The organism is Streptomyces sp. NPDC001920, from assembly GCF_053594495.1.
Genome location: NZ_JBSFEP010000003.1, coordinates 79269 through 96481 on the forward strand (window position 1 = coordinate 79269; position 17213 = coordinate 96481).

Below are 17213 nucleotides of genomic sequence, written 5' to 3' on the forward strand. Positions count from 1 at the left end.
CTGGGTGACCACCAGCGGATGTGTACGAATGGGGATGCAATGCGCAGGCTCACCCGAAGGGGAATGCTCGGGCTCGGTGCGGGTGCCGCGGCGGCCGCCGGTCTCGCCGGCTGCGGCACCCTCACGTCGTCAGACGGATCGAAGGGCGACAAAGGTTCCGCCGGCCGGAAGGACAACCGGCCCGGCGCCCACTCCGACCCGGCACGCCCCATCGGCGACGGCTCCACCTCGTACACCGGCAAGCAGCCGAACCAGCCGGCCAGGCCCGAGCCGCTGGAGCCGGGCCAGGAACCGCCTCAGTTCGTGGTCTTCTCCTGGGACGGCGCCGGCGAGGTCGGCAACGGCCTCTTCCCGCGCTTCCTCGACCTCGCCAAGGAGCACGAGGCGCACATGACGTTCTTCCTCTCGGGGATCTACCTGCTCCCCGAGTCGAAGAAGCGCCTCTACGAGCCCCCGAACAACCCGCGCGGCGCCTCCGACATCGGCTACCTCACCGACGAGCACATCAAGGCGACCCTGAAGAACGTCCGCCGCGCCTGGCTGGACGGCCATGAGATAGGCACCCACTTCAACGGCCACTTCTGCGGCGGCACCGGCACCGTCGGCAACTGGACCCCGAAGCAGTGGCGCAGCGAGATCGAGCAGGCCAAGTCCTTCGTGAAGGAGTGGCGGACCAACTCCGGATGGACCGATCTGCCGTCCCTGCCCTTCGACTACGACAAGGAACTCGTCGGCGGCCGTACCCCCTGCCTGCTCGGCCAGGACAACCTGCTGCCCACCGCCCGTGAACTGGGCTGGCGCTACGACGCCTCCTCGCCCGGCGGGCGCCAGGTGTGGCCGGCGAAGAAGCAGGGGCTGTGGGACCTTCCGTTGCAGCAGATACCTTTCCCCGGACGTTCGTTCGAAGTCCTTTCCATGGACTACAACATGCTCGCCAACCAGTCGATCAACTCGACGAAGGCGCCCAGCCACAACTACCCGGGCTGGCGGGAGCAGTCGGCGCAGGCCTACATCCAGGGCTTCAAGCGGGCGTACGAGAGCAACCGCGCCCCCTTCTTCATCGGCAACCACTTCGAGCAGTGGAACGGCGGCATCTACATGGACGCCGTCGAGGAGGCCCTCAAGCACATCGCGCGGGAGAAGGAGAAGGGCGCCGACATCCGGCTCGTGTCGTTCCGGCAGTTCGTGGACTGGATGGACGTACAGAAGCCGGACGTGCTCGCCAGGCTGCGCACCCTGGAGGTCGGACAGGAGCCCGCGGGCGGCTGGAACGCGTTCATGAAGGGCGGCTCCACCGGCTCCTCCACGGGGTCCGAGAACGCCGCCTGAAATGCGGGTTTCCGCCCGCAAGGGGGGTGCGCAAGATCCCCAGAACGGGCATGCGAAACTTTTCACATGAGTGCCGCCCGTCGCGCCCCGAGCCGTGTCGCCCTGCTCGCCACCACCAGCGCCGCCGTCGCCGCGCTGACCCTGTCCGCGTGCAGTTCGGGCGGTACGTCCGGGGGCGGTGGCGACACCAACTTCGTCACCGGCAACAACGGCATCGCCACGGTCCCTCAGGGCGAGCGCGCCGACGCGCCCGAACTGTCCGGCAAGACCATCTACGGCAAGCAGCTGAGCACGGCCGACTACAAGGGCAAGATCCTCGTGCTCAACGTGTGGGGAGCGTGGTGCCCGCCCTGCCGGGCCGAGGCGAAGAACCTCCAGACCGTCTACGAGGACCTCAAGGGCCAGGGTGTCGAGTTCGTCGGCATCAACACCCGTGACACCAGTACCACCCCCGCGAAGGCCTTCGAGAAGGAGTTCGGGGTCACCTACCCGAGCCTGTACGACCCGACGGGCAAGCAGATGCTCCGCTTCGAGAAGGGCACGCTCAACCCGCAGCTGATCCCCTCCACGCTCGTCATCGACCGGAAGGGGCGGATCGCGGCGCGGGCGTTGCAGGCCCTCAGCGAGGACACACTGCGCAGCATGATCAAGCCCGTCCTCGCGGAGAAGTGACGTGAGCGCAGTCACCACGCTCGCCGCGGAGTACAACGGCACCGTGATGCACGGCGCCCTGCTGCTCGCCCTCCCGATCGCCGTGCTCGGCGGCCTCGTCTCCTTCTTCTCCCCGTGCGTCCTGCCACTGGTGCCCGGATATCTCTCCTACGTCACCGGAGTCAGCGGCACCGACCTGGCCGAGGCCCGGCGCGGCCGGATGGTCGCCGGTGCCTCCCTGTTCGTGCTCGGCTTCACCGCGGTCTTCGTCTCCGGCGGGGCCCTGTTCGGCTACTGGGGCTCGACCCTCCAGGAGAACAAGGACGTCCTGACGAAGGTCCTCGGCGTCCTCATGGTGCTCATGGGCGTCTTCTTCATGGGACTGATGCCCTGGCTCAGCCAGCGGGAGTTCCGCTTCCACACCAGGCCGGCCACCGGGCTGGCCGGGGCACCCCTGCTCGGCGCGCTGTTCGGCATCGGCTGGGCGCCCTGCATCGGACCGACCCTGTCCTCCGTGCAGACGCTCGCCTTCACCGAGGCCAGCGCCGGACGCGGCGCCATACTGACCGTCGCCTACTGCCTCGGCCTCGGCATCCCGTTCGTCCTCACTGCCGTAGCCTTCCGCAAGGCCCTCGGCGCCTTCGCCTGGGTCAAGCGCCACTATGTCTGGGTGCTCCGCATCGGCGGCACGATGATGATCGTGACCGGTGTGCTGCTGCTGACCGGCGCGTGGGACCGCATCGTGCAGGAGATGCAGGTCTGGTCCGACGGCTTCACTGTGGGGATCTGACTCGATGAGCGACACCAAGACCGGCGTGCCCGACAACACCCCGGGCCGGTCCGTGGACCAGGACCTGGGCGCCGCCGGCTCCCAGCTCTCCACCGCCCCGGCCGAGGAGATCGCGAACCTGCCCTCCCTCGGCGTGATCGGCTGGATCCGCTGGTTCTGGCGACAGCTCACCTCGATGCGGGTCGCGCTGCTGCTGCTCCTGCTGCTGTCGCTCGGCGCGATCCCCGGCTCGCTCATCCCGCAGTCCGGTATCGACGAGACCAAGGTCGCCGAGTTCCGCAAGGCCCACGAGACGCTCTCGCCGATCTACGACAAGCTCGGCCTCTTCGACGTCTACAGCTCGGTGTGGTTCTCCGCGGTCTACATCCTGCTGTTCGTCTCCCTCATCGGCTGCATCGTCCCGCGTACCTGGCAGTTCGTCGGCCAGCTGCGCGGCCGCCCGCCGGCCGCCCCGAGGCGCCTGACCCGGCTGCCCGCCCACACCACCTGGCGCACCGAGGCCGAGCCCGAGCAGGTCCGCGAGGCCGCGCTCGCCCTGCTGAAGAAGCGCCGCTTCCGCGCCCATCTCACCGGTGACGCCGTCGCCGCCGAGAAGGGCTATCTGCGCGAGGTCGGCAACCTCGCCTTCCACATCGCGCTGATCGTGATGCTGACCGCCTTCGCCTGGGGCCAGCTGTACAAGTCCGAGGGGAACAAGCTGATCGTCGAGGGCGACGGCTTCTCCAACACGCTCACCCAGTACGACGACTTCAAGTCCGGCAGCCTCTTCAGGCAGGACGACCTCGACCCGTTCAGCTTCACCCTGAAGAACTTCAAGGGCACCTACGAGGCGAGCGGCCCCAACCGCGGTACCCCGCGCACCTACGAGGCCGACCTCACCTACAGCGTGGGCGCCTTCGGCAAGGACAGGAAGACCACCGTCAAGGTCAACGAGCCGCTGGAGATCGGCGGCTCCAAGGTCTACCTGGTCAGCCACGGCTACGCCCCCGTGATCACGGTCCGCGACGGCAGGGGCGAGGTGGTCTTCCACGACGCCGTGCCCCTCCTTCCACTGGACGGCAACGTCACCTCCACCGGCGCGATCAAGGTCATGGACGGCTACCGCGACGCCAAGGGCAAGTGGGACCAGCTCGGCTTCCAGGCCTTCTTCCTCCCCACCTACGTCAAGGGCAACGAAGTCGCCTCGCAGTTCCCCGCACTGCTCAGCCCGATCATGAACCTGGAGGCCTACCACGGTGAGCTCGGTGTGAACTCGGGCCTGCCGCAGAGCGTGTACCAGCTGAACAAGAAGAAGCTGAAGGGCTTCAAGGACGCCAAGGGCGCACAGCTCCGGGAGAACCTGCGCCCCGGCGAGACCATGAAGCTTCCGAACGGCGCCGGCTCGATCACCTTCGAGAAGGACATCAAGGAGTGGGCCGGCTTCCAGGTCGCCCGCCAGCCCGGCAGCGGCTGGGCGCTCGCCGGTTCGATCGCCGCGATCCTCGGCCTCGCCGCCTCCCTGTTCATCCAGCGCCGCCGCGTGTGGGTGCGGGCCACCACCGGCGCCGACGGTGTCACCGTCGTCGAGATGGCCGGGCTCGGCCGCAGCGAGTCCGCCAAGGTGCCCGAGGAACTCGGTGACCTCGCCGGAGTCCTCTACGAGCAGGTCCCCGGCGCACCCGACGCCGACGACCACTCGCGGGACGACGGCTCACCGGCCGACGGCTCCGACGACGACACCCCCACCCCCACCCCCGACCCCCAAGTCGCACACGCCGAAGGGGCTGAGACCAAGTGACTCTCGCCGCCGCGACCGAGCTGGCCGCCGCCACCAACGAAAACCTCGCGAGCATCAGCAACACGCTGATCTACTCGTCGATGGCCGTGTACACCCTGGCCTTCTTCGCGTACATCGCCGAATGGCTCTTCGGCAGCCGCAGCAAGGTCGGCCGCACGGCCGCCGCGCTCACCCCGGCGAAGCCGAAGAAGGCCGAGGCGCCGGCCGTCACCGTGACCAAGGGTGGCGCGACCGCCGTACTGGAGCGGCCGAAGGTCGTCGTGCGGGCCACGGGCGGGCAGCGGGACGTGCCGGACGGTCCCGGTGCCCACGGTGGGGACGAGCAGGGGGACCTCTACGGGCGTATCGCCATCTCCCTCACCGTCCTCGCGTTCCTGATCGAGTTCGGTGGTGTGCTCACCCGGGCACTGTCGGTGCAGCGGGCGCCCTGGGGCAACATGTACGAGTTCAACATCACCTTCTCGACGGTGGCCGTCGGCGTGTACCTCGCGCTGCTCGCCCTGAAGAAGAACGTGCGCTGGCTCGGGCTGTTCCTGATCACCACGGTCCTCCTCGATCTCGGTCTCGCCGTCACCGTCTTGTACACCGCGAGCGACCAGTTGGTTCCCGCCCTTCACTCGTACTGGCTGTACATCCACGTCTCCACGGCGATCTTCTGCGGCGCGGTCTTCTACCTCGGCGCGGTCTCCACGCTGCTGTACCTCTTCAAGGACTCGTACGAGAACAAGCTGGCGAGCGGCGGTACCCCGGGCCGCTTCGCCAACTCGGTGCTCGACCGGCTGCCCGCCGCGGCGTCGCTGGACAAGTTCTCCTACCGCGTCAACGCCGCCGTCTTCCCGCTGTGGACGTTCACGATCATCGCGGGCGCCATCTGGGCGGGCGACGCGTGGGGCCGCTACTGGGGCTGGGACCCCAAGGAGACCTGGTCCTTCATCACCTGGGTCGCCTACGCCGGCTACCTGCACGCCCGTGCCACGGCCGGCTGGAAGGGCCGCAAGGCCGCCTATCTGGCCCTGATCGCCTTCGGCTGCTGGCTGTTCAACTACTACGGCGTCAACATCTTCGTCTCCGGCAAGCACTCGTACGCCGGAGTGTGACCGCGGCCCCGGGGACCGCTTTCGTCGACAGAGCAGGTCAGCGAACGTAAGGGGTGCGTTTCGCGCCCGGCGGGGTCAGGCTGGTGTCATGACCGGTTCGATCGAACAGGGCATCAGCCAGACCCACGGGAACACCCACATCCTGCACCTCCTCGTACGGCTCCCCCGCCCCATGGAGGCGGTCTGGCCCTCGCTGGCCACCCCGGACGGCCTCGCGTCCTGGTTCACCCCGGCCGACGTCCTCGAACCCCACCTCGGCGGCGCGATCACGCTGCGGGACGTGGGGGAGGGCCGGATCACCGCGTGGGACGTGGAGCGGGTCGCCGAGTACACGGTGGAGGGCGGCGGCCGGATCAGGTTCCATCTGGAGCGGGACGGGGACGAGGGTTCCGTCCTGCGTTTCACCCATGAGTTCCAGGACGAGGAGGAACCGGAGCCACGCTGGCGGGAGCGCTTCGAGCGGCTGATCGGCGTACTCGCGGCGGGCCCCTGACCCGTGTGCGGCAAGGAGGCAGGCTTTCCCGGAAACGGTCGCCGTGATCAGCCCACGGTGATCGAGTCCAGCTTCTGCCGCAGGTACACGTGGGAGTCGACGGGCTCGTACGCCACCCGGCCCACCGGGGCGGGTACGGACTCGACGAGCGTCCCGGGCGTGCACTCCCCGAAGTAGACGAGGGACATCAGCTCCTCGGCGGGCGCGTCGGCGGGCGGCGGCAGCACGCGGTGCCGCCCGGACCGCCAGCGGTCGCCGGTCCAACGGGCCATGAGATCACCGATGTTGATGGTGAAGGCCTCCGGGTCGTACGGCGCGTCCTCCCACCCGGCGCCACCGTCCGCGGGGTCGGTGTAGACCTGCAGCCCGCCCTTGCCCGCCTGCCGGTCGAGGATCGTGACGGTGCCGAAGTCGGTGTGCGGTCCGATGCGGAACTGGCCGGGCGCCGGCTGCCCGACGACCTCGGTGCCCGGGTACCAGTTGATGTTGAAGCCGTACGTCGGATGGTCCATGTGCCGGGTGAAGAAGTCCGGTTCGAGGCCCAGGGCTTCGCCGAGCAGGGAGAGCAACCGGTTCTCCAGCTCGCCCATCCGCGCCAGGTACTCCTCGCACAGCGCCCGCAGTTCCGGCACCTGAGCGGGATAGACGTTCGGCGCGTACCACTCGGCGTTGACGACCGGGTCCTCGAAGGGCTCGTGCGTCGCGAAGGTCAGGGACTCCTTCAGATCCGGCGGGGTCTCGGTGCCCTCCGAGTACCCGTTGGCCTCGGCCCCCGGCCCGAGCCAGCCGCGTCCGCCGACCTTCGCCGCGTAGCGCTGCTTGACCTCGGTCGGGAGTCTGAAGAAGGCGCGGGCGGCCGTGCGGACGCGGGCCCGCAGCGCCGGGTCCACCCCGTGCCCGGTGACCAGGAGGAACCCGGCGGTACGCAGGGCCTCGTCGACGGTGCGGGCGATCCTCGCGCGTGCCTCGGCGTCACCTTCGAGCCAGGGCCTGAGATCGATGGTCGGAATGCGTGGCTCACTCACCGATGTCCTCGTTCCACAGTGCCGGATGGTTCTGGATGAAGTCGCGCATCATGTCGACGCACTCCGGATCGTCCAGCAGCACGATCTCCACGCCGTGCTCGGCGAGCCAGTCGTGCCCGCCGTGGAAGGTGACCGCCTCGCCGATCACCACCCGCGCGATGCCGAACTGCCGGACCAGACCGGAGCAGTACCAGCAGGGCGAGAGCGTCGTCACCATGGTCGTTCCGCGGTACGACCGCTGCCGCCCCGCCGCCCGGAAGGCGGCCGTCTCGGCGTGCATGGACGGGTCCCCGTCCTGGACGCGCCGGTTGCGGCCGCGGCCCAGCAGCGTGCCGTCGGCCCCGTACAGCGCGGCCCCGATCGGAATGCCGCCCTCCGCGAGCCCGGCCCGGGCCTCCGCGACTGCCGTGGCCAGCCATCGGCGTGCCTCTGCCTGATCCATGCCCACACTCTCCTGTGCCGGGAGCGGGAGGGCAACGGCGGACCTGTGCGGGGCGCCCGGGGCGCGAAGGCGCGACGATCGGCTTTCGTCGCCGACCGCCACGACGGCTCCTCGCCGCAGCGTGGCGTCGGCCCACGACTCGGCCCGCGCGGCACGGAGTTCGCCGCCCGCGCGGCGGTCGCTCGGGCGTCCCGGGCGCGATAAATCGGTGGCCGTTCGCCGGTACATGCGCTTGCGTGGTGCGCCGTGGCGGTCACGAGGGCCGCGGGAACGGAGGAGATCGGTTGGCGGGCATGGAGCGGGCATGGCGGTTCGCCGAGCTGCGGCAGCGGGGAGGCGCGCTGGCCGCCTTCGTGGCGGCGTGTGCCGAGAGCCGCGAACGGGCTGAGCGGGCGAGCACGTCGGCGGTCCGGCTGATGAGCTGCGGGCCGTCCGAACTCGACGAGGCCGAGGACATCGTCCGGACGCTGACCGACTGGGCCGACGACCTCGCCGACCACCCGCACCACCCCGGAGAGCCCCGGCCCGACGAGGCCGACCGCCTGGTCCGCGACCACGTCAAGGACGTCCTGCGCGACCGCCTCACCGTCGAGGCACGCAACTGGATGTCGCGGACCAAGCTCTCCCTGGACGTCTGCTTCTTCCAACTGCGGCGGGTACGCGGACTGGACCCGCGGATCCGCGAGGACGTCTTCTACATCTACGGACGCGGCACGATGGCCCTCGACTCCGGCCGCCGCGAGGCAGCGGAGCGTGAGGTGCGGCGGCTGCGGGAGCTACGGGACACCTACGCCGCGTAGGCGCTCAGCCGCCGGACACCCGCAGCAGCAGCTTCCCGGTGCTCGTCCGGGCGCCCATGAGGCGATGCGCCTGAGCGGCCTCGCCCAGTTCGAACTCCGCCGTGACCGGCAGCTTCACCGTGCCGTCCGCGACGGTGGCGAAAGCGCGTCCGGCGAGCGCCCGCAGCGCGGCGGGGGCCGTCGCGGCCAGCGAGAGGATCGAGAAGCCGCTCACCGTCACACCGCGCGGATACAGCTCGCCCTGACCCACCTGCCACGGCTCGGCCGAGCTCGCGTTCCCGAAGGAGACCAGCCGGCCGAAGACCGCCAGTGAGGCCAGGGACGCCCGGAAGGTGTCGCCGCCCACCGGGTCCAGGACCAGGTCGACCCCGAGGTCGCCCGTCGCGGCCCGCACCGCCTTCTCGAACTCCCCGACGAACACCTCGTCGTACCCGTGTTCACGGGCGTACGTCGCCTTGGCCTCGCTCGACACCACGCCGTACACCGCACCGGCGCCGGCGGCCTGCGCCAACTGGCCGACCACCGTGCCGATCCCGCCCGCCGCACCCTGTACGAGCACCTTCTCGCCGGGCTGGAACCGCCCGACCGAGTGCACCAGGGCGTAGGCGGTCGGCACCACCGTGGGCAGTGTGGCGGCGGTGCGCAGGTCGAGGCCGGACGGCACCGCGAACACCGTCGAGGCGTCGGCGACGGCCACGTCCGCGTACGCCCCGCCGCCGGTCAGCGCGGCCACCTCCTGCCCGACGGCCAGGTCCGTCACGCCCGCGCCGACCGCCCGGACCCGTCCCGAGACCTCCAGGCCGGGGACGAACGGCAGCTCCGGCACCCGGTAGCCCTCCGCGCGTGCCTTGAGGTCGGCGAAGTTCACCCCGGCGTAGGCCACGTCGATGCTCACCTGGCCGGGGCCCGGCTCGGGAACCTCCGTGTCCACGACCGTGAGGACCTCGGGACCGCCGTACTCCTGCACCTCGACCGCGCGCATGGCGACAACACCTCTCCAGAGTGTTCAACAGGGATCGAACACTCGGGAGTGTATGGTTTTCATCGAACACAAGGCAACACTCGGCAACCGGTGATCCGACGGATCCCGCCGGTGACAGGTCAGGGGGTACGGCATGGTCCAGCGCACCGGCAGCGGGCATCGGGCCGCCCCCGAGCACACCCACCCGGACGACGTCCCCGTCCAGGCAGCCCTCGCCGCGCTCGCCGACCCCGTACGCATAGCGCTGGTCAAGGAGTTGGCGTCCTCGGCCGACTGGTCCCGCAGCTGCGGCAGCTTCGACGTTCCCGTCGGCAAGGCGGCCCTCAGCCATCACTTCGCCGTACTGCGCGGAGCCGGCCTCGTGGAGCAGCGCGACGAGGGGCCCAGGCGGGTCAACCGGCTGCGGAAGGAAGAGTTCGACGCGCGGTTCCCCGGGCTGCTGGACCTGGTCCTGCGCGCGGACGGATAGGGATCGAGGACGCCGGCGGCCCCTCGGCGAGGACGCCCCGCCGGTCCGCCGTCACACGCCGGCCGGCCCCGGGCACGTGCAGCCGGGCCAGGCGCGCCCGGCTGCGACGCCGGCATCATCCGAACGACAGGCCCCGGGAGTCGAAGCTCCCGTCAGGGCTCGTCCCGCTTGTTCCCGTCGCCCTTCTTCCTGTCGTCGTCCTCGTCCAGGGACTTCAGGAACTCGGGGTTGTCGTCGGGCGCGACCCACTGCCGGCGCCGGCGGTCCCGTACCCCGGACCAGCCGTCGGCCGCCGGGCTGCGCTTCTTGCCCGCGATCAGCCAGGAGATGGAGCCGACGAGCGGGAACACCAGGACGAGGATCGCCCACAGCGGCTTGGGCATGTGGCGGATGTCGTCCTCCTTCGTGCTGATGCAGTCGATGAACGCGTACACGCTCAGCGCCAGTGGCACGAGGAACATCAGCACCCGGAGCATGGGCCCTCTCCAGCGAAACGGTCGTCGGGGCCGGGGGCGCGGCCCCCGGGTTCAGGCCCAGGGTAGCCGCTCGGGGATACTTGACCCCATGGCTTACGACGATCTTCGTTCCCTGCTCAGGGCACTGGAGCGCGAAGGTGACCTCAAGCGCGTCAAGGCTGAGGTCGATCCGTATCTGGAGGTCGGGGAGATCGTCGACCGGGTGCAGAAGTCCGGCGGTCCCGCGCTGCTCTTCGAGAACGTGAAGGGGTCGTCGATGCCCCTCGCGATGAACGTCTTCGGGACGGACCGGCGACTGCTGAAGGCCCTGGGCCTGAAGTCGTACGGCGAGATCTCCGGCAAGATCGGCGGCCTGCTCAAGCCCGAGCTGCCGCACGGCTTCGTCGGCGTGCGCGAGGCGTTCGGGAAGCTCGGCGCGATGACGCACGTGCCGCCCAGGAAGGTCAAGGACGGCCCCGTCCAGGAGGTCGTGCTCACCGGCGACGACGTCGACCTCGACCGGCTGCCCGCGCTGTTCACCTGGCCCAAGGACGGCGGCTCCTTCTTCAACCTGGGGCTCACGCACACCAAGGACCCGGAGAGCGGCGTACGGAACCTGGGCCTGTACCGGCTCCAGCGCCACGACAAGCGCACCATCGGCATGCACTGGCAGATCCACAAGGACAGCCGCAACCACTACCAGGTGGCCGCGAGGAGGGGGGAGCGGCTGCCGGTCGCCATCGCCTTCGGCTGCCCGCCCGCGGTGACGTACGCCTCCACCGCCCCGCTGCCCGGCGACATCGACGAGTACCTGTTCGCCGGGTTCCTCGCCGGCAAGCGGATCGAGATGGTGGACTGCAAGACGGTGCCGCTCCAGGTCCCGGCGCAGGCGGAGGTCGTGCTGGAGGGGTGGCTGGAGCCCGGCGAGATGCTTCCGGAGGGCCCCTTCGGGGACCACACCGGCTTCTACACCCCGCAGGAGCCCTTCCCGGCCCTGACCATCGACTGCGTGACGATGCGGCGCCGCCCCCTGCTGCAGTCGATCGTCGTCGGCAGGCCGCCGACGGAGGACGGGCCCCTGGGCCGGGCGACGGAACGCTTCTTCCTCCCCCTGCTGAAGATCATCGTCCCGGACATCGTGGACTACCACCTGCCGGAGGCCGGCGGCTTCCACAACTGCGCGATCGTCTCGATCGACAAGAAGTACCCCAAGCACGCGCAGAAGGTCATGCACGCGATCTGGGGTGCCCACATGATGTCCCTGACCAAGCTGATCGTGGTCGTCGACTCCGACTGCGACGTCCATGACCTGCACGAGGTCGCCTGGCGGGCGCTCGGCAACACCGACTACGCCCGTGACCTCACGGTCGCCGAAGGCCCCGTCGACCATCTCGACCACGCCTCGTACCAGCAGTTCTGGGGCGGCAAGGCGGGGATCGACGCGACGAAGAAGTGGCCCGAGGAGGGTTACACGCGCGACGGCGGCTGGCCCGACATGGTGGAGTCCGACCCCGAGACGGCGGCGAAGGTCGACCGCCGCTGGAAGGAGTACGGCCTGTGAGCAGCGCCTCCGCCGCGATCCCGCAGCCAGGACGGACGAAGGCGTTCCTGCGCCTGGTCATGATCGAGCACTCGGTGTTCGCGCTGCCCTTCGCGTACATCGCCGCGCTCACCGCGATGTTCCAGTGGGACCGGAACATCCACTGGGGCCGGCTGCTGCTGGTCACCGTCTGCATGGTGGGCCTGCGCACCTTCGCGATGGCCGTCAACCGGATCATCGACCGCGAGATCGACGCCCGTAACCCGCGTACCGCGCAGCGCGAGCTGGTGACGGGCGCGATGTCGGTCCGGCACGCCTGGACGGGCGCGCTGATCGCCCTGGTGGTCTTCCTGGGCGCGGCGGCGCTGCTGAACCCGCTGTGCCTGGCCCTCGCCCCCGTCGCGGTGATCCCGATGGTGGTCTACCCCTACGGCAAGCGGTTCACGAACTTCCCGCAGGCCCTCCTGGGCCTGGCGCAGGCGATGGGCCCGGTCGGCGGCTGGCTCGCGATCACCGGTGCCTGGTCCTGGGACGCGGTGATCCTCGGCCTCGCCGTGGGCGTCTGGATCGGCGGCTTCGACCTGATCTACGCCTGCCAGGACGTGGAGGCCGACCGCGAGATCGGCGTCAGGTCGGTCCCGGCCCGCTTCGGCGTCCCGGCGGCGGTCTGGGGCGCGCGGGTCTGTCACGCGATCACCACGGCGCTGTTCGTCTGGTACGCGCTCGCCACCGACGCGGGTGCGTTCCTCTGGCTGGGCCTGCTGATCGTGGCCGGGGCGTTCGTGTACGAGCACTCGATCGTCCGCCCGCACGACCTGTCCCGCGTGAACCGGGCGTTCTTCAGCGTCAACGGGTTCATCGGGATTGCCCTGTTCGTGTGCGCGCTGCTCGATCTCCTGGTTCGGGGTCTGACCGTGTAAGTACGGTGCGGCCTACCATCGAGTGCAGAGAGAGGGAGGCCGACGTGACCATCTCGGACAGCGACCGCCTGCACTCGCAGCTCGCCCGGTACGAGGACATGTTCCGCGGGTACCGGATGGAGATTGTCGAGGGCAACATCGTGATGAGTCCGCTAAGGCCGTTCCACAACGAAACCATCATGCGGCTCTGGTCGCAGTTGGAAGATCAAGTGGGCCCGGAGTGGGGTTTCATCAGTGATGTGGCGATCCCGTTCAGCGACGACTTCGAGTTCTGTCCCGATCTCGCGCTCATTCCCGCGGCCGAGAAGAACCGGAACCTGACGTCCTACGCACCCGACCTCATCGAACTAGCCATCGAAGTGGTCTCCCCGGGCAGCGTCCGCAACGACTACGAGGTCAAGAACGGCCAGTACGCGGCTCGGGGCATCCCGAACTACCTGATCTTCGATCCGCAGCAGGGCCACCTGGTCACGCACTGGAACCCCGGCCCCGACGGGTACCTCGGGCGGGACACGCTTTCGTACGGGGGCGAGGTCGCCGTAGAGACCAAGGTCGGTCGTCTCACGGTCGACACCGGTCGCCTCCCGGTGGATTCCGGCCCGTCCTGAACCCGGTTCGCACCGCCGGTAGGCTCAGGGTGTGAACGCAGGAGAAAAGCAGCGCGTGCCTTGGATCGTGGGGGTCTCCGGGGCGTCCGGAACCCCGTACGCGGCCGCAGTGCTGCGTGCGCTGCTGGCGGCGGGTGAAAGCGTCGACCTCGTGGTGTCCCGGGCCTCGCGGCTCACCCTGCTCGACGAGACCGGGATCTCCTTCCGTGACGCCCACTGGCAGGACGACCTGCGCGCATGGCTGTCCCGTGGCGCCGACGGCAAGCCGGGGACCTTCGACGTCGATGTCGACGGCGTACGGCACTGGAGCGCGGGGGACTTCGCCGCCGGGCCGTCCTCGGGCTCGTATCCGGTGAAGGGGATGCTGATCGTGCCCGCCTCTACCGCCTGCGTCGCCGGTGTCGCGCTCGGCCTGTCGAAGGACCTGCTGCAGCGGGCGGCGAGCGTCACCCTGAAGGAGGGGCGCAAGCTGGTCGTGGCCGTACGGGAGACCCCGCTGAACGGCCAGATGCTGCGCCATCTCGTCACCCTGGACGACGCGGGCGCGGTCGTCGTACCGGCGTCGCCGGCCTTCTACGCGGGGGCCACCCACATCCAGGACCTCGTCGACTTCGTCGCCGGACGCGTGCTCGACGCGGCGGGCGTCGAGCACCGGCTGTACCGCCGCTGGAAGGGCGAACTCGGCGGCGGAACCCGCACCACATGAACGCCGTCTGAGCACGTCGCAGTACCTCTCATCACTTCAGGAAATTTCACCGGAAGGCTTCGAATCGCATGGACGCGGTGGACAGGCAGCTCATCCAGGCCCTGAGGGAGAACGGCCGGGCCTCCTACGCGGAGCTGGGACGCCTCGTCGGCCTGTCGGGACCCAGCGTCACCGACCGCATCAACCGGCTGGAGGCGGCCGGCGTCATCACCGGCTACCGCGCCACCGTCGACGCCGCCTCGCTCGGCCTCGGCGTGACCGCGCTGATCGGCATCTCGCTGTCCGACGCCACCGACCACGAGGACGTGGCCGCCCGGATGAAGGACCTCAGCGAGATCGAGGACTGCTGGTTCATCGCCGGCGACGACTCCTACATGCTCAAGGTGCGGGCCAGCGACGTGGACGGCCTGGAGAAGATCATCCGGCGGCTCAGCGGCACCAAGGGCGTCTCCCGGACCCGTACCACCATCGTGCTCTCCACCAAGTGGGAGAACCGGGTCGGAGAGCTGCCCGAAGAGGTCTGAGCGCGGGGGAGCGCTGCGCCGGACGGGGGCACCTCGCGCCCGAAGGGCGGGGGAGTACGGTGGGGTCGGGTTTCGTAGAAAGGTGTGGGAATGGACGTCGGGCTCAAGCGCGAGCTGGAGGAGAAGGTCCGCTCCGGTGAGCGGCTGTCCCGCGAGGACGGCATCGCGCTGTACGAGTCGGACGACCTGGCCTGGCTCGGCGGGCTCGCCCACGAGGTGCGCACGCGCAAGAACGGCGACGTCGTGCACTTCAACGTCAACCGGCACCTCAACATGACGAACGTGTGCACGGCCTCCTGCGCCTACTGCTCCTTCCAGCGCAAGCCGGGCGAGAAGGACGCGTACACGATGCGCATCGAGGAGGCGGTCAAGCTCGCCAAGGCGATGGAGAGCGAGAACCTCACCGAGCTGCACATCGTCAACGGCCTGCACCCGAACCTCCCGTGGCGCTACTACCCGCGCTCGCTGCGGGAGCTGAAGGCCGCCCTGCCGAACGTGTCGCTGAAGGCGTTCACGGCCACGGAGATCCACCACTTCGAGACGATCAGCGGGCTCAGCGCGAGCGAGATCCTCGACGAGCTCATCGACGCGGGCCTGGAGTCCCTCACGGGCGGCGGCGCGGAGATCTTCGACTGGGAGGTCCGCCGGCACATCGTGGACCACCGCACCCACTGGGAGGACTGGTCGCGGATCCACCGGCTGGCGCACGAGAAGGGGCTCAAGACCCCGTGCACCATGCTCTACGGCCACATCGAGGAGCCTCGTCACCGCGTCGACCACGTCCTGCGCCTGCGGGAGCTCCAGGACGAGACGAACGGCTTCCAGGTCTTCATCCCGCTGCGCTACCAGCACGACTTCGTCGACGTGCAGGACGGCAAGGTCCGCAACCGCCTCCAGGCCCGCACCCAGATGGCCACCGGCGCCGAGGCGCTGAAGACCTTCGCGGTCTCCCGTCTGCTCTTCGACAACGTCCCGCACGTCAAGGTCTTCTGGGTCATGCACGGCGTCCAGACCGCGCAGCTGGCTCTCCAGCACGGCGCCGACGACATGGACGGCTCGGTCGTCGAGTACAAGATCACGCACGACGCGGACAACTTCGGCACGCCGAACAAGCTGACCCGCGAGGACCTGCTGGACCTGATCAGGGACGCCGGTTTCCGGCCGGTGGAGCGCAACACGCGGTACGAGATCATCCGGGAGTACGACGGCCCGGACCCGCTGCGCCGGGAGTCGCCGCAGCCCATGCGGGTGTGATCCACCCGCCCGTGCCGTGACGGCGCCCGATCGAGGGGTACCCGTGCGGCATGGCCAGTACGAAGGCGACCTCGCGCACCCCTGAGGACGCGTACACCGCCGAACCCTTCGTGCCCGACCGCGGTGGCCTGCCCGCCCTGCGTCGCGCCGCCGCCGAGTGCCGGGGCTGCCCCCTGCACCGGGACGCCACGCAGACGGTGTTCGGCGCCGGGACCAGGGACGCTCGCGTCATGCTCGTCGGTGAACAGCCCGGTGACCAGGAGGACCGCCAGGGCAGGCCCTTCGTGGGCCCGGCGGGCAGGTTGCTCGACCGGGCTCTCGCCGAGGCGGGCATCGACCCCGGCGAGGCCTACGTCACCAACGCGGTCAAGCACTTCAAGTTCACCCGGGCGGAACCCCGTAAGCGCCGTATCCACAAGGCGCCCTCGCTGCGCGAGATGACCGCGTGCGGGCCCTGGCTGGCCGCCGAACTGGCCGTCGTGGAGCCGGAGCTGATCGTGCTGCTGGGCGCGAGCGCGGGCAAGGCGCTGCTCGGTTCGTCGTTCCGGGTCGGCGAGGTGCGCGGGGCGCTGCTGGAGCGCGAGATCCACGGCCGGCCGGAGAAACTGGTGGCCACGGTGCACCCGTCGTCGGTGCTGCGGGCGCAGGACGACGCCGACCGGAAGGCGGCCTACGAGGGCCTCGTCTCGGATCTGAAAGTGGCGGCCCGGGCGTTGTCGTAACACTCCCGCACAAGCACCTGTGTAATGGCTACGATTGTCCGGTGGCCCTTACCTTCACGCTCGATCCCGCCGTCACCCCCGACCTGCGCGACGGCATCCTCGACCTGTGGACCGACGTCTCCAACGCGGGCGGAGCCGTCGGCTTCGTGCCGCCGGTGACGAGGGAGGCGGTGCGGCCCGAGCTGGTGCGGCACTTCGCGGGGATGGCGGAGGGGCGCAGCCGGCTGCTGGTCGGACACGACGAGGCGGGCGAGGTGTCCGCGACGGCCTTCTTCACCTTCAACACCCACCACCTGATGACCCACTGGGTGTGGCTGTACACGGTGATGGTGCACCCCCGCCACCAGGGCAGGGGCCACGGCCGCGATCTCCTGACGGCCGCCGAGGAGGCGGCCCGCACCTTCGACGGGATCGAGGCGATCCGCCTGTGCTGCCGGGGCGGCCTCGGCCTGGAGCACTTCTACGGCTCCTGCGGCTACAAGGAGGTCGGCCGGATCCCGAACGCCATCCGGGTCGCGCCGGGCGACGACCGTGACGACGTGATCATGCTGCTGCCGCTCGAATGACCCCCCTGCAAGATCGGCGGATCGGCGTGCTTCACTGGACAGTGGCCCTTTTTGGAACCGGAA

20 protein-coding genes are annotated in these 17213 nt (G+C 69.8%); 16 read left to right on the top strand and 4 right to left on the bottom strand.

The genetic code is table 11. From position 1 onward, the window contains the following. Positions 1-39 precede the first annotated feature (39 nt). The 6 genes from ACWCPI_RS05600 to ACWCPI_RS05625 all read left to right on the top strand — a co-directional run bounded on the left by ACWCPI_RS05600 (position 40) and on the right by ACWCPI_RS05625 (position 6137). Positions 40-1329, top strand: a complete 1290-nt coding sequence (locus ACWCPI_RS05600; RefSeq protein WP_451036891.1) for a hypothetical protein — start codon at positions 40-42, stop codon at positions 1327-1329. A 66-nt stretch (positions 1330-1395) separates the two neighbouring features. Then, positions 1396-2001 carry a TlpA family protein disulfide reductase gene (locus tag ACWCPI_RS05605; protein WP_451036892.1) on the top strand — a complete coding sequence of 202 codons (606 nt, stop codon included), beginning with the start codon at positions 1396-1398 and terminating at the stop codon, positions 1999-2001. Position 2002: 1 nt separating this feature from the next. Further along, positions 2003-2770 carry a cytochrome c biogenesis CcdA family protein gene (locus tag ACWCPI_RS05610; protein WP_451036893.1) on the top strand — a complete coding sequence of 256 codons (768 nt, stop codon included), beginning with the start codon at positions 2003-2005 and terminating at the stop codon, positions 2768-2770. Positions 2771-2774: 4 nt separating this feature from the next. Continuing rightward, a complete protein-coding gene (gene resB, locus ACWCPI_RS05615; protein ID WP_451036894.1) occupies positions 2775-4547 on the top strand; it encodes a cytochrome c biogenesis protein ResB in 1773 nt (590 codons plus the stop codon). Then, a complete protein-coding gene (gene ccsB, locus ACWCPI_RS05620; protein WP_451036895.1) occupies positions 4544-5644 on the top strand; it encodes a c-type cytochrome biogenesis protein CcsB in 1101 nt (366 codons plus the stop codon). The genes resB and ccsB overlap by 4 nt, the downstream gene beginning before the upstream one ends. An 88-nt stretch (positions 5645-5732) precedes the next feature. Beyond that, positions 5733-6137, top strand: coding sequence for an SRPBCC domain-containing protein (locus tag ACWCPI_RS05625; protein ID WP_451036896.1), 405 nt, complete (start codon positions 5733-5735; stop codon positions 6135-6137). A 47-nt stretch (positions 6138-6184) separates the two neighbouring features. Here ACWCPI_RS05625 and ACWCPI_RS05630 read toward each other — a convergent pair whose 3' ends face one another. Further along, positions 6185-7162, bottom strand: a complete 978-nt coding sequence (locus ACWCPI_RS05630; RefSeq protein WP_451036897.1) for an isopenicillin N synthase family dioxygenase — start codon at positions 7160-7162, stop codon at positions 6185-6187. After that, positions 7155-7604, bottom strand: coding sequence for a nucleoside deaminase (locus ACWCPI_RS05635; RefSeq protein ID WP_451036898.1), 450 nt, complete (start codon positions 7602-7604; stop codon positions 7155-7157). Before ACWCPI_RS05635 ends, ACWCPI_RS05630 begins: the two co-directional genes overlap by 8 nt. 293 nt (positions 7605-7897) lie before the next feature. Here ACWCPI_RS05635 and ACWCPI_RS05640 point away from each other — a divergent pair, with 293 nt between their 5' ends. Then, the gene (locus ACWCPI_RS05640; protein WP_451036899.1) at positions 7898-8404 is read left to right on the top strand and encodes a hypothetical protein; all 507 of its coding nucleotides are present in this window, start codon (positions 7898-7900) and stop codon (positions 8402-8404) included. 4 nt (positions 8405-8408) lie between these two features. On the opposite strand, the gene ACWCPI_RS05645 is transcribed toward ACWCPI_RS05640, so the two are convergent. After that, positions 8409-9386, bottom strand: a complete 978-nt coding sequence (locus ACWCPI_RS05645) for a quinone oxidoreductase family protein (RefSeq protein ID WP_451036900.1) — start codon at positions 9384-9386, stop codon at positions 8409-8411. A 133-nt stretch (positions 9387-9519) separates the two neighbouring features. Here ACWCPI_RS05645 and ACWCPI_RS05650 point away from each other — a divergent pair, with 133 nt between their 5' ends. Continuing rightward, positions 9520-9855 carry an ArsR/SmtB family transcription factor gene (locus ACWCPI_RS05650; protein WP_451036901.1) on the top strand — a complete coding sequence of 112 codons (336 nt, stop codon included), beginning with the start codon at positions 9520-9522 and terminating at the stop codon, positions 9853-9855. Between the two features lie 152 nt (positions 9856-10007). Here the strand turns inward: ACWCPI_RS05650 and ACWCPI_RS05655 are convergent, their stop codons facing one another. Next, positions 10008-10331 (bottom strand): PLD nuclease N-terminal domain-containing protein, encoded by a 324-nt coding sequence (locus ACWCPI_RS05655; protein WP_451036902.1) that lies wholly within the window; start codon positions 10329-10331, stop codon positions 10008-10010. Between the two features lie 88 nt (positions 10332-10419). On the opposite strand from ACWCPI_RS05655, the gene ACWCPI_RS05660 reads away from it, so the two are divergent. The 8 genes from ACWCPI_RS05660 to ACWCPI_RS05695 all read left to right on the top strand — a co-directional run bounded on the left by ACWCPI_RS05660 (position 10420) and on the right by ACWCPI_RS05695 (position 17150). After that, positions 10420-11871, top strand: coding sequence for a menaquinone biosynthesis decarboxylase (locus ACWCPI_RS05660; protein WP_451036903.1), 1452 nt, complete (start codon positions 10420-10422; stop codon positions 11869-11871). Continuing rightward, complete coding sequence (mqnP, locus tag ACWCPI_RS05665; RefSeq protein WP_451036904.1) at positions 11868-12770, top strand: menaquinone biosynthesis prenyltransferase MqnP; 903 nt, start codon at positions 11868-11870, stop codon at positions 12768-12770. The genes ACWCPI_RS05660 and mqnP overlap by 4 nt, the downstream gene beginning before the upstream one ends. A 44-nt stretch (positions 12771-12814) precedes the next feature. Beyond that, the gene (locus ACWCPI_RS05670; protein WP_451036905.1) at positions 12815-13378 is read left to right on the top strand and encodes a Uma2 family endonuclease; all 564 of its coding nucleotides are present in this window, start codon (positions 12815-12817) and stop codon (positions 13376-13378) included. A 31-nt stretch (positions 13379-13409) separates the two neighbouring features. Then, positions 13410-14084 carry a UbiX family flavin prenyltransferase gene (locus tag ACWCPI_RS05675; RefSeq protein WP_451036906.1) on the top strand — a complete coding sequence of 225 codons (675 nt, stop codon included), beginning with the start codon at positions 13410-13412 and terminating at the stop codon, positions 14082-14084. A gap of 68 nt (positions 14085-14152) precedes the next feature. After that, positions 14153-14608, top strand: coding sequence for an Lrp/AsnC family transcriptional regulator (locus ACWCPI_RS05680; RefSeq protein WP_388809934.1), 456 nt, complete (start codon positions 14153-14155; stop codon positions 14606-14608). A gap of 90 nt (positions 14609-14698) precedes the next feature. Continuing rightward, on the top strand, positions 14699-15862 hold the full coding sequence (gene mqnE / locus ACWCPI_RS05685; protein ID WP_451036907.1) for an aminofutalosine synthase MqnE: 1164 nt from the start codon (positions 14699-14701) through the stop codon (positions 15860-15862). A gap of 50 nt (positions 15863-15912) precedes the next feature. Continuing rightward, positions 15913-16584 carry a UdgX family uracil-DNA binding protein gene (locus ACWCPI_RS05690; protein ID WP_451036908.1) on the top strand — a complete coding sequence of 224 codons (672 nt, stop codon included), beginning with the start codon at positions 15913-15915 and terminating at the stop codon, positions 16582-16584. Positions 16585-16625: 41 nt separating this feature from the next. Then, complete coding sequence (locus ACWCPI_RS05695; protein WP_451036909.1) at positions 16626-17150, top strand: N-acetyltransferase family protein; 525 nt, start codon at positions 16626-16628, stop codon at positions 17148-17150. The last annotated feature ends 63 nt before the right edge of the window (positions 17151-17213 follow it).

Coding starts and splice junctions, on each gene's coding strand:
- ACWCPI_RS05600 (WP_451036891.1), top strand. CDS start 40: ATGCGCAGGCTCACCCGAAGGGGAATGCTCGGGCTCGGTGCGGGTGCC.
- ACWCPI_RS05605 (WP_451036892.1), top strand. CDS start 1,396: ATGAGTGCCGCCCGTCGCGCCCCGAGCCGTGTCGCCCTGCTCGCCACC.
- resB (WP_451036894.1), top strand. CDS start 2,775: ATGAGCGACACCAAGACCGGCGTGCCCGACAACACCCCGGGCCGGTCC.
- ACWCPI_RS05625 (WP_451036896.1), top strand. CDS start 5,733: ATGACCGGTTCGATCGAACAGGGCATCAGCCAGACCCACGGGAACACC.
- ACWCPI_RS05635 (WP_451036898.1), bottom strand. CDS start 7,604: ATGGATCAGGCAGAGGCACGCCGATGGCTGGCCACGGCAGTCGCGGAG.
- ACWCPI_RS05640 (WP_451036899.1), top strand. CDS start 7,898: ATGGAGCGGGCATGGCGGTTCGCCGAGCTGCGGCAGCGGGGAGGCGCG.
- ACWCPI_RS05645 (WP_451036900.1), bottom strand. CDS start 9,386: ATGCGCGCGGTCGAGGTGCAGGAGTACGGCGGTCCCGAGGTCCTCACG.
- ACWCPI_RS05650 (WP_451036901.1), top strand. CDS start 9,520: ATGGTCCAGCGCACCGGCAGCGGGCATCGGGCCGCCCCCGAGCACACC.
- ACWCPI_RS05655 (WP_451036902.1), bottom strand. CDS start 10,331: ATGCTCCGGGTGCTGATGTTCCTCGTGCCACTGGCGCTGAGCGTGTAC.
- ACWCPI_RS05660 (WP_451036903.1), top strand. CDS start 10,420: ATGGCTTACGACGATCTTCGTTCCCTGCTCAGGGCACTGGAGCGCGAA.
- ACWCPI_RS05680 (WP_388809934.1), top strand. CDS start 14,153: ATGGACGCGGTGGACAGGCAGCTCATCCAGGCCCTGAGGGAGAACGGC.
- mqnE (WP_451036907.1), top strand. CDS start 14,699: ATGGACGTCGGGCTCAAGCGCGAGCTGGAGGAGAAGGTCCGCTCCGGT.
- ACWCPI_RS05690 (WP_451036908.1), top strand. CDS start 15,913: ATGGCCAGTACGAAGGCGACCTCGCGCACCCCTGAGGACGCGTACACC.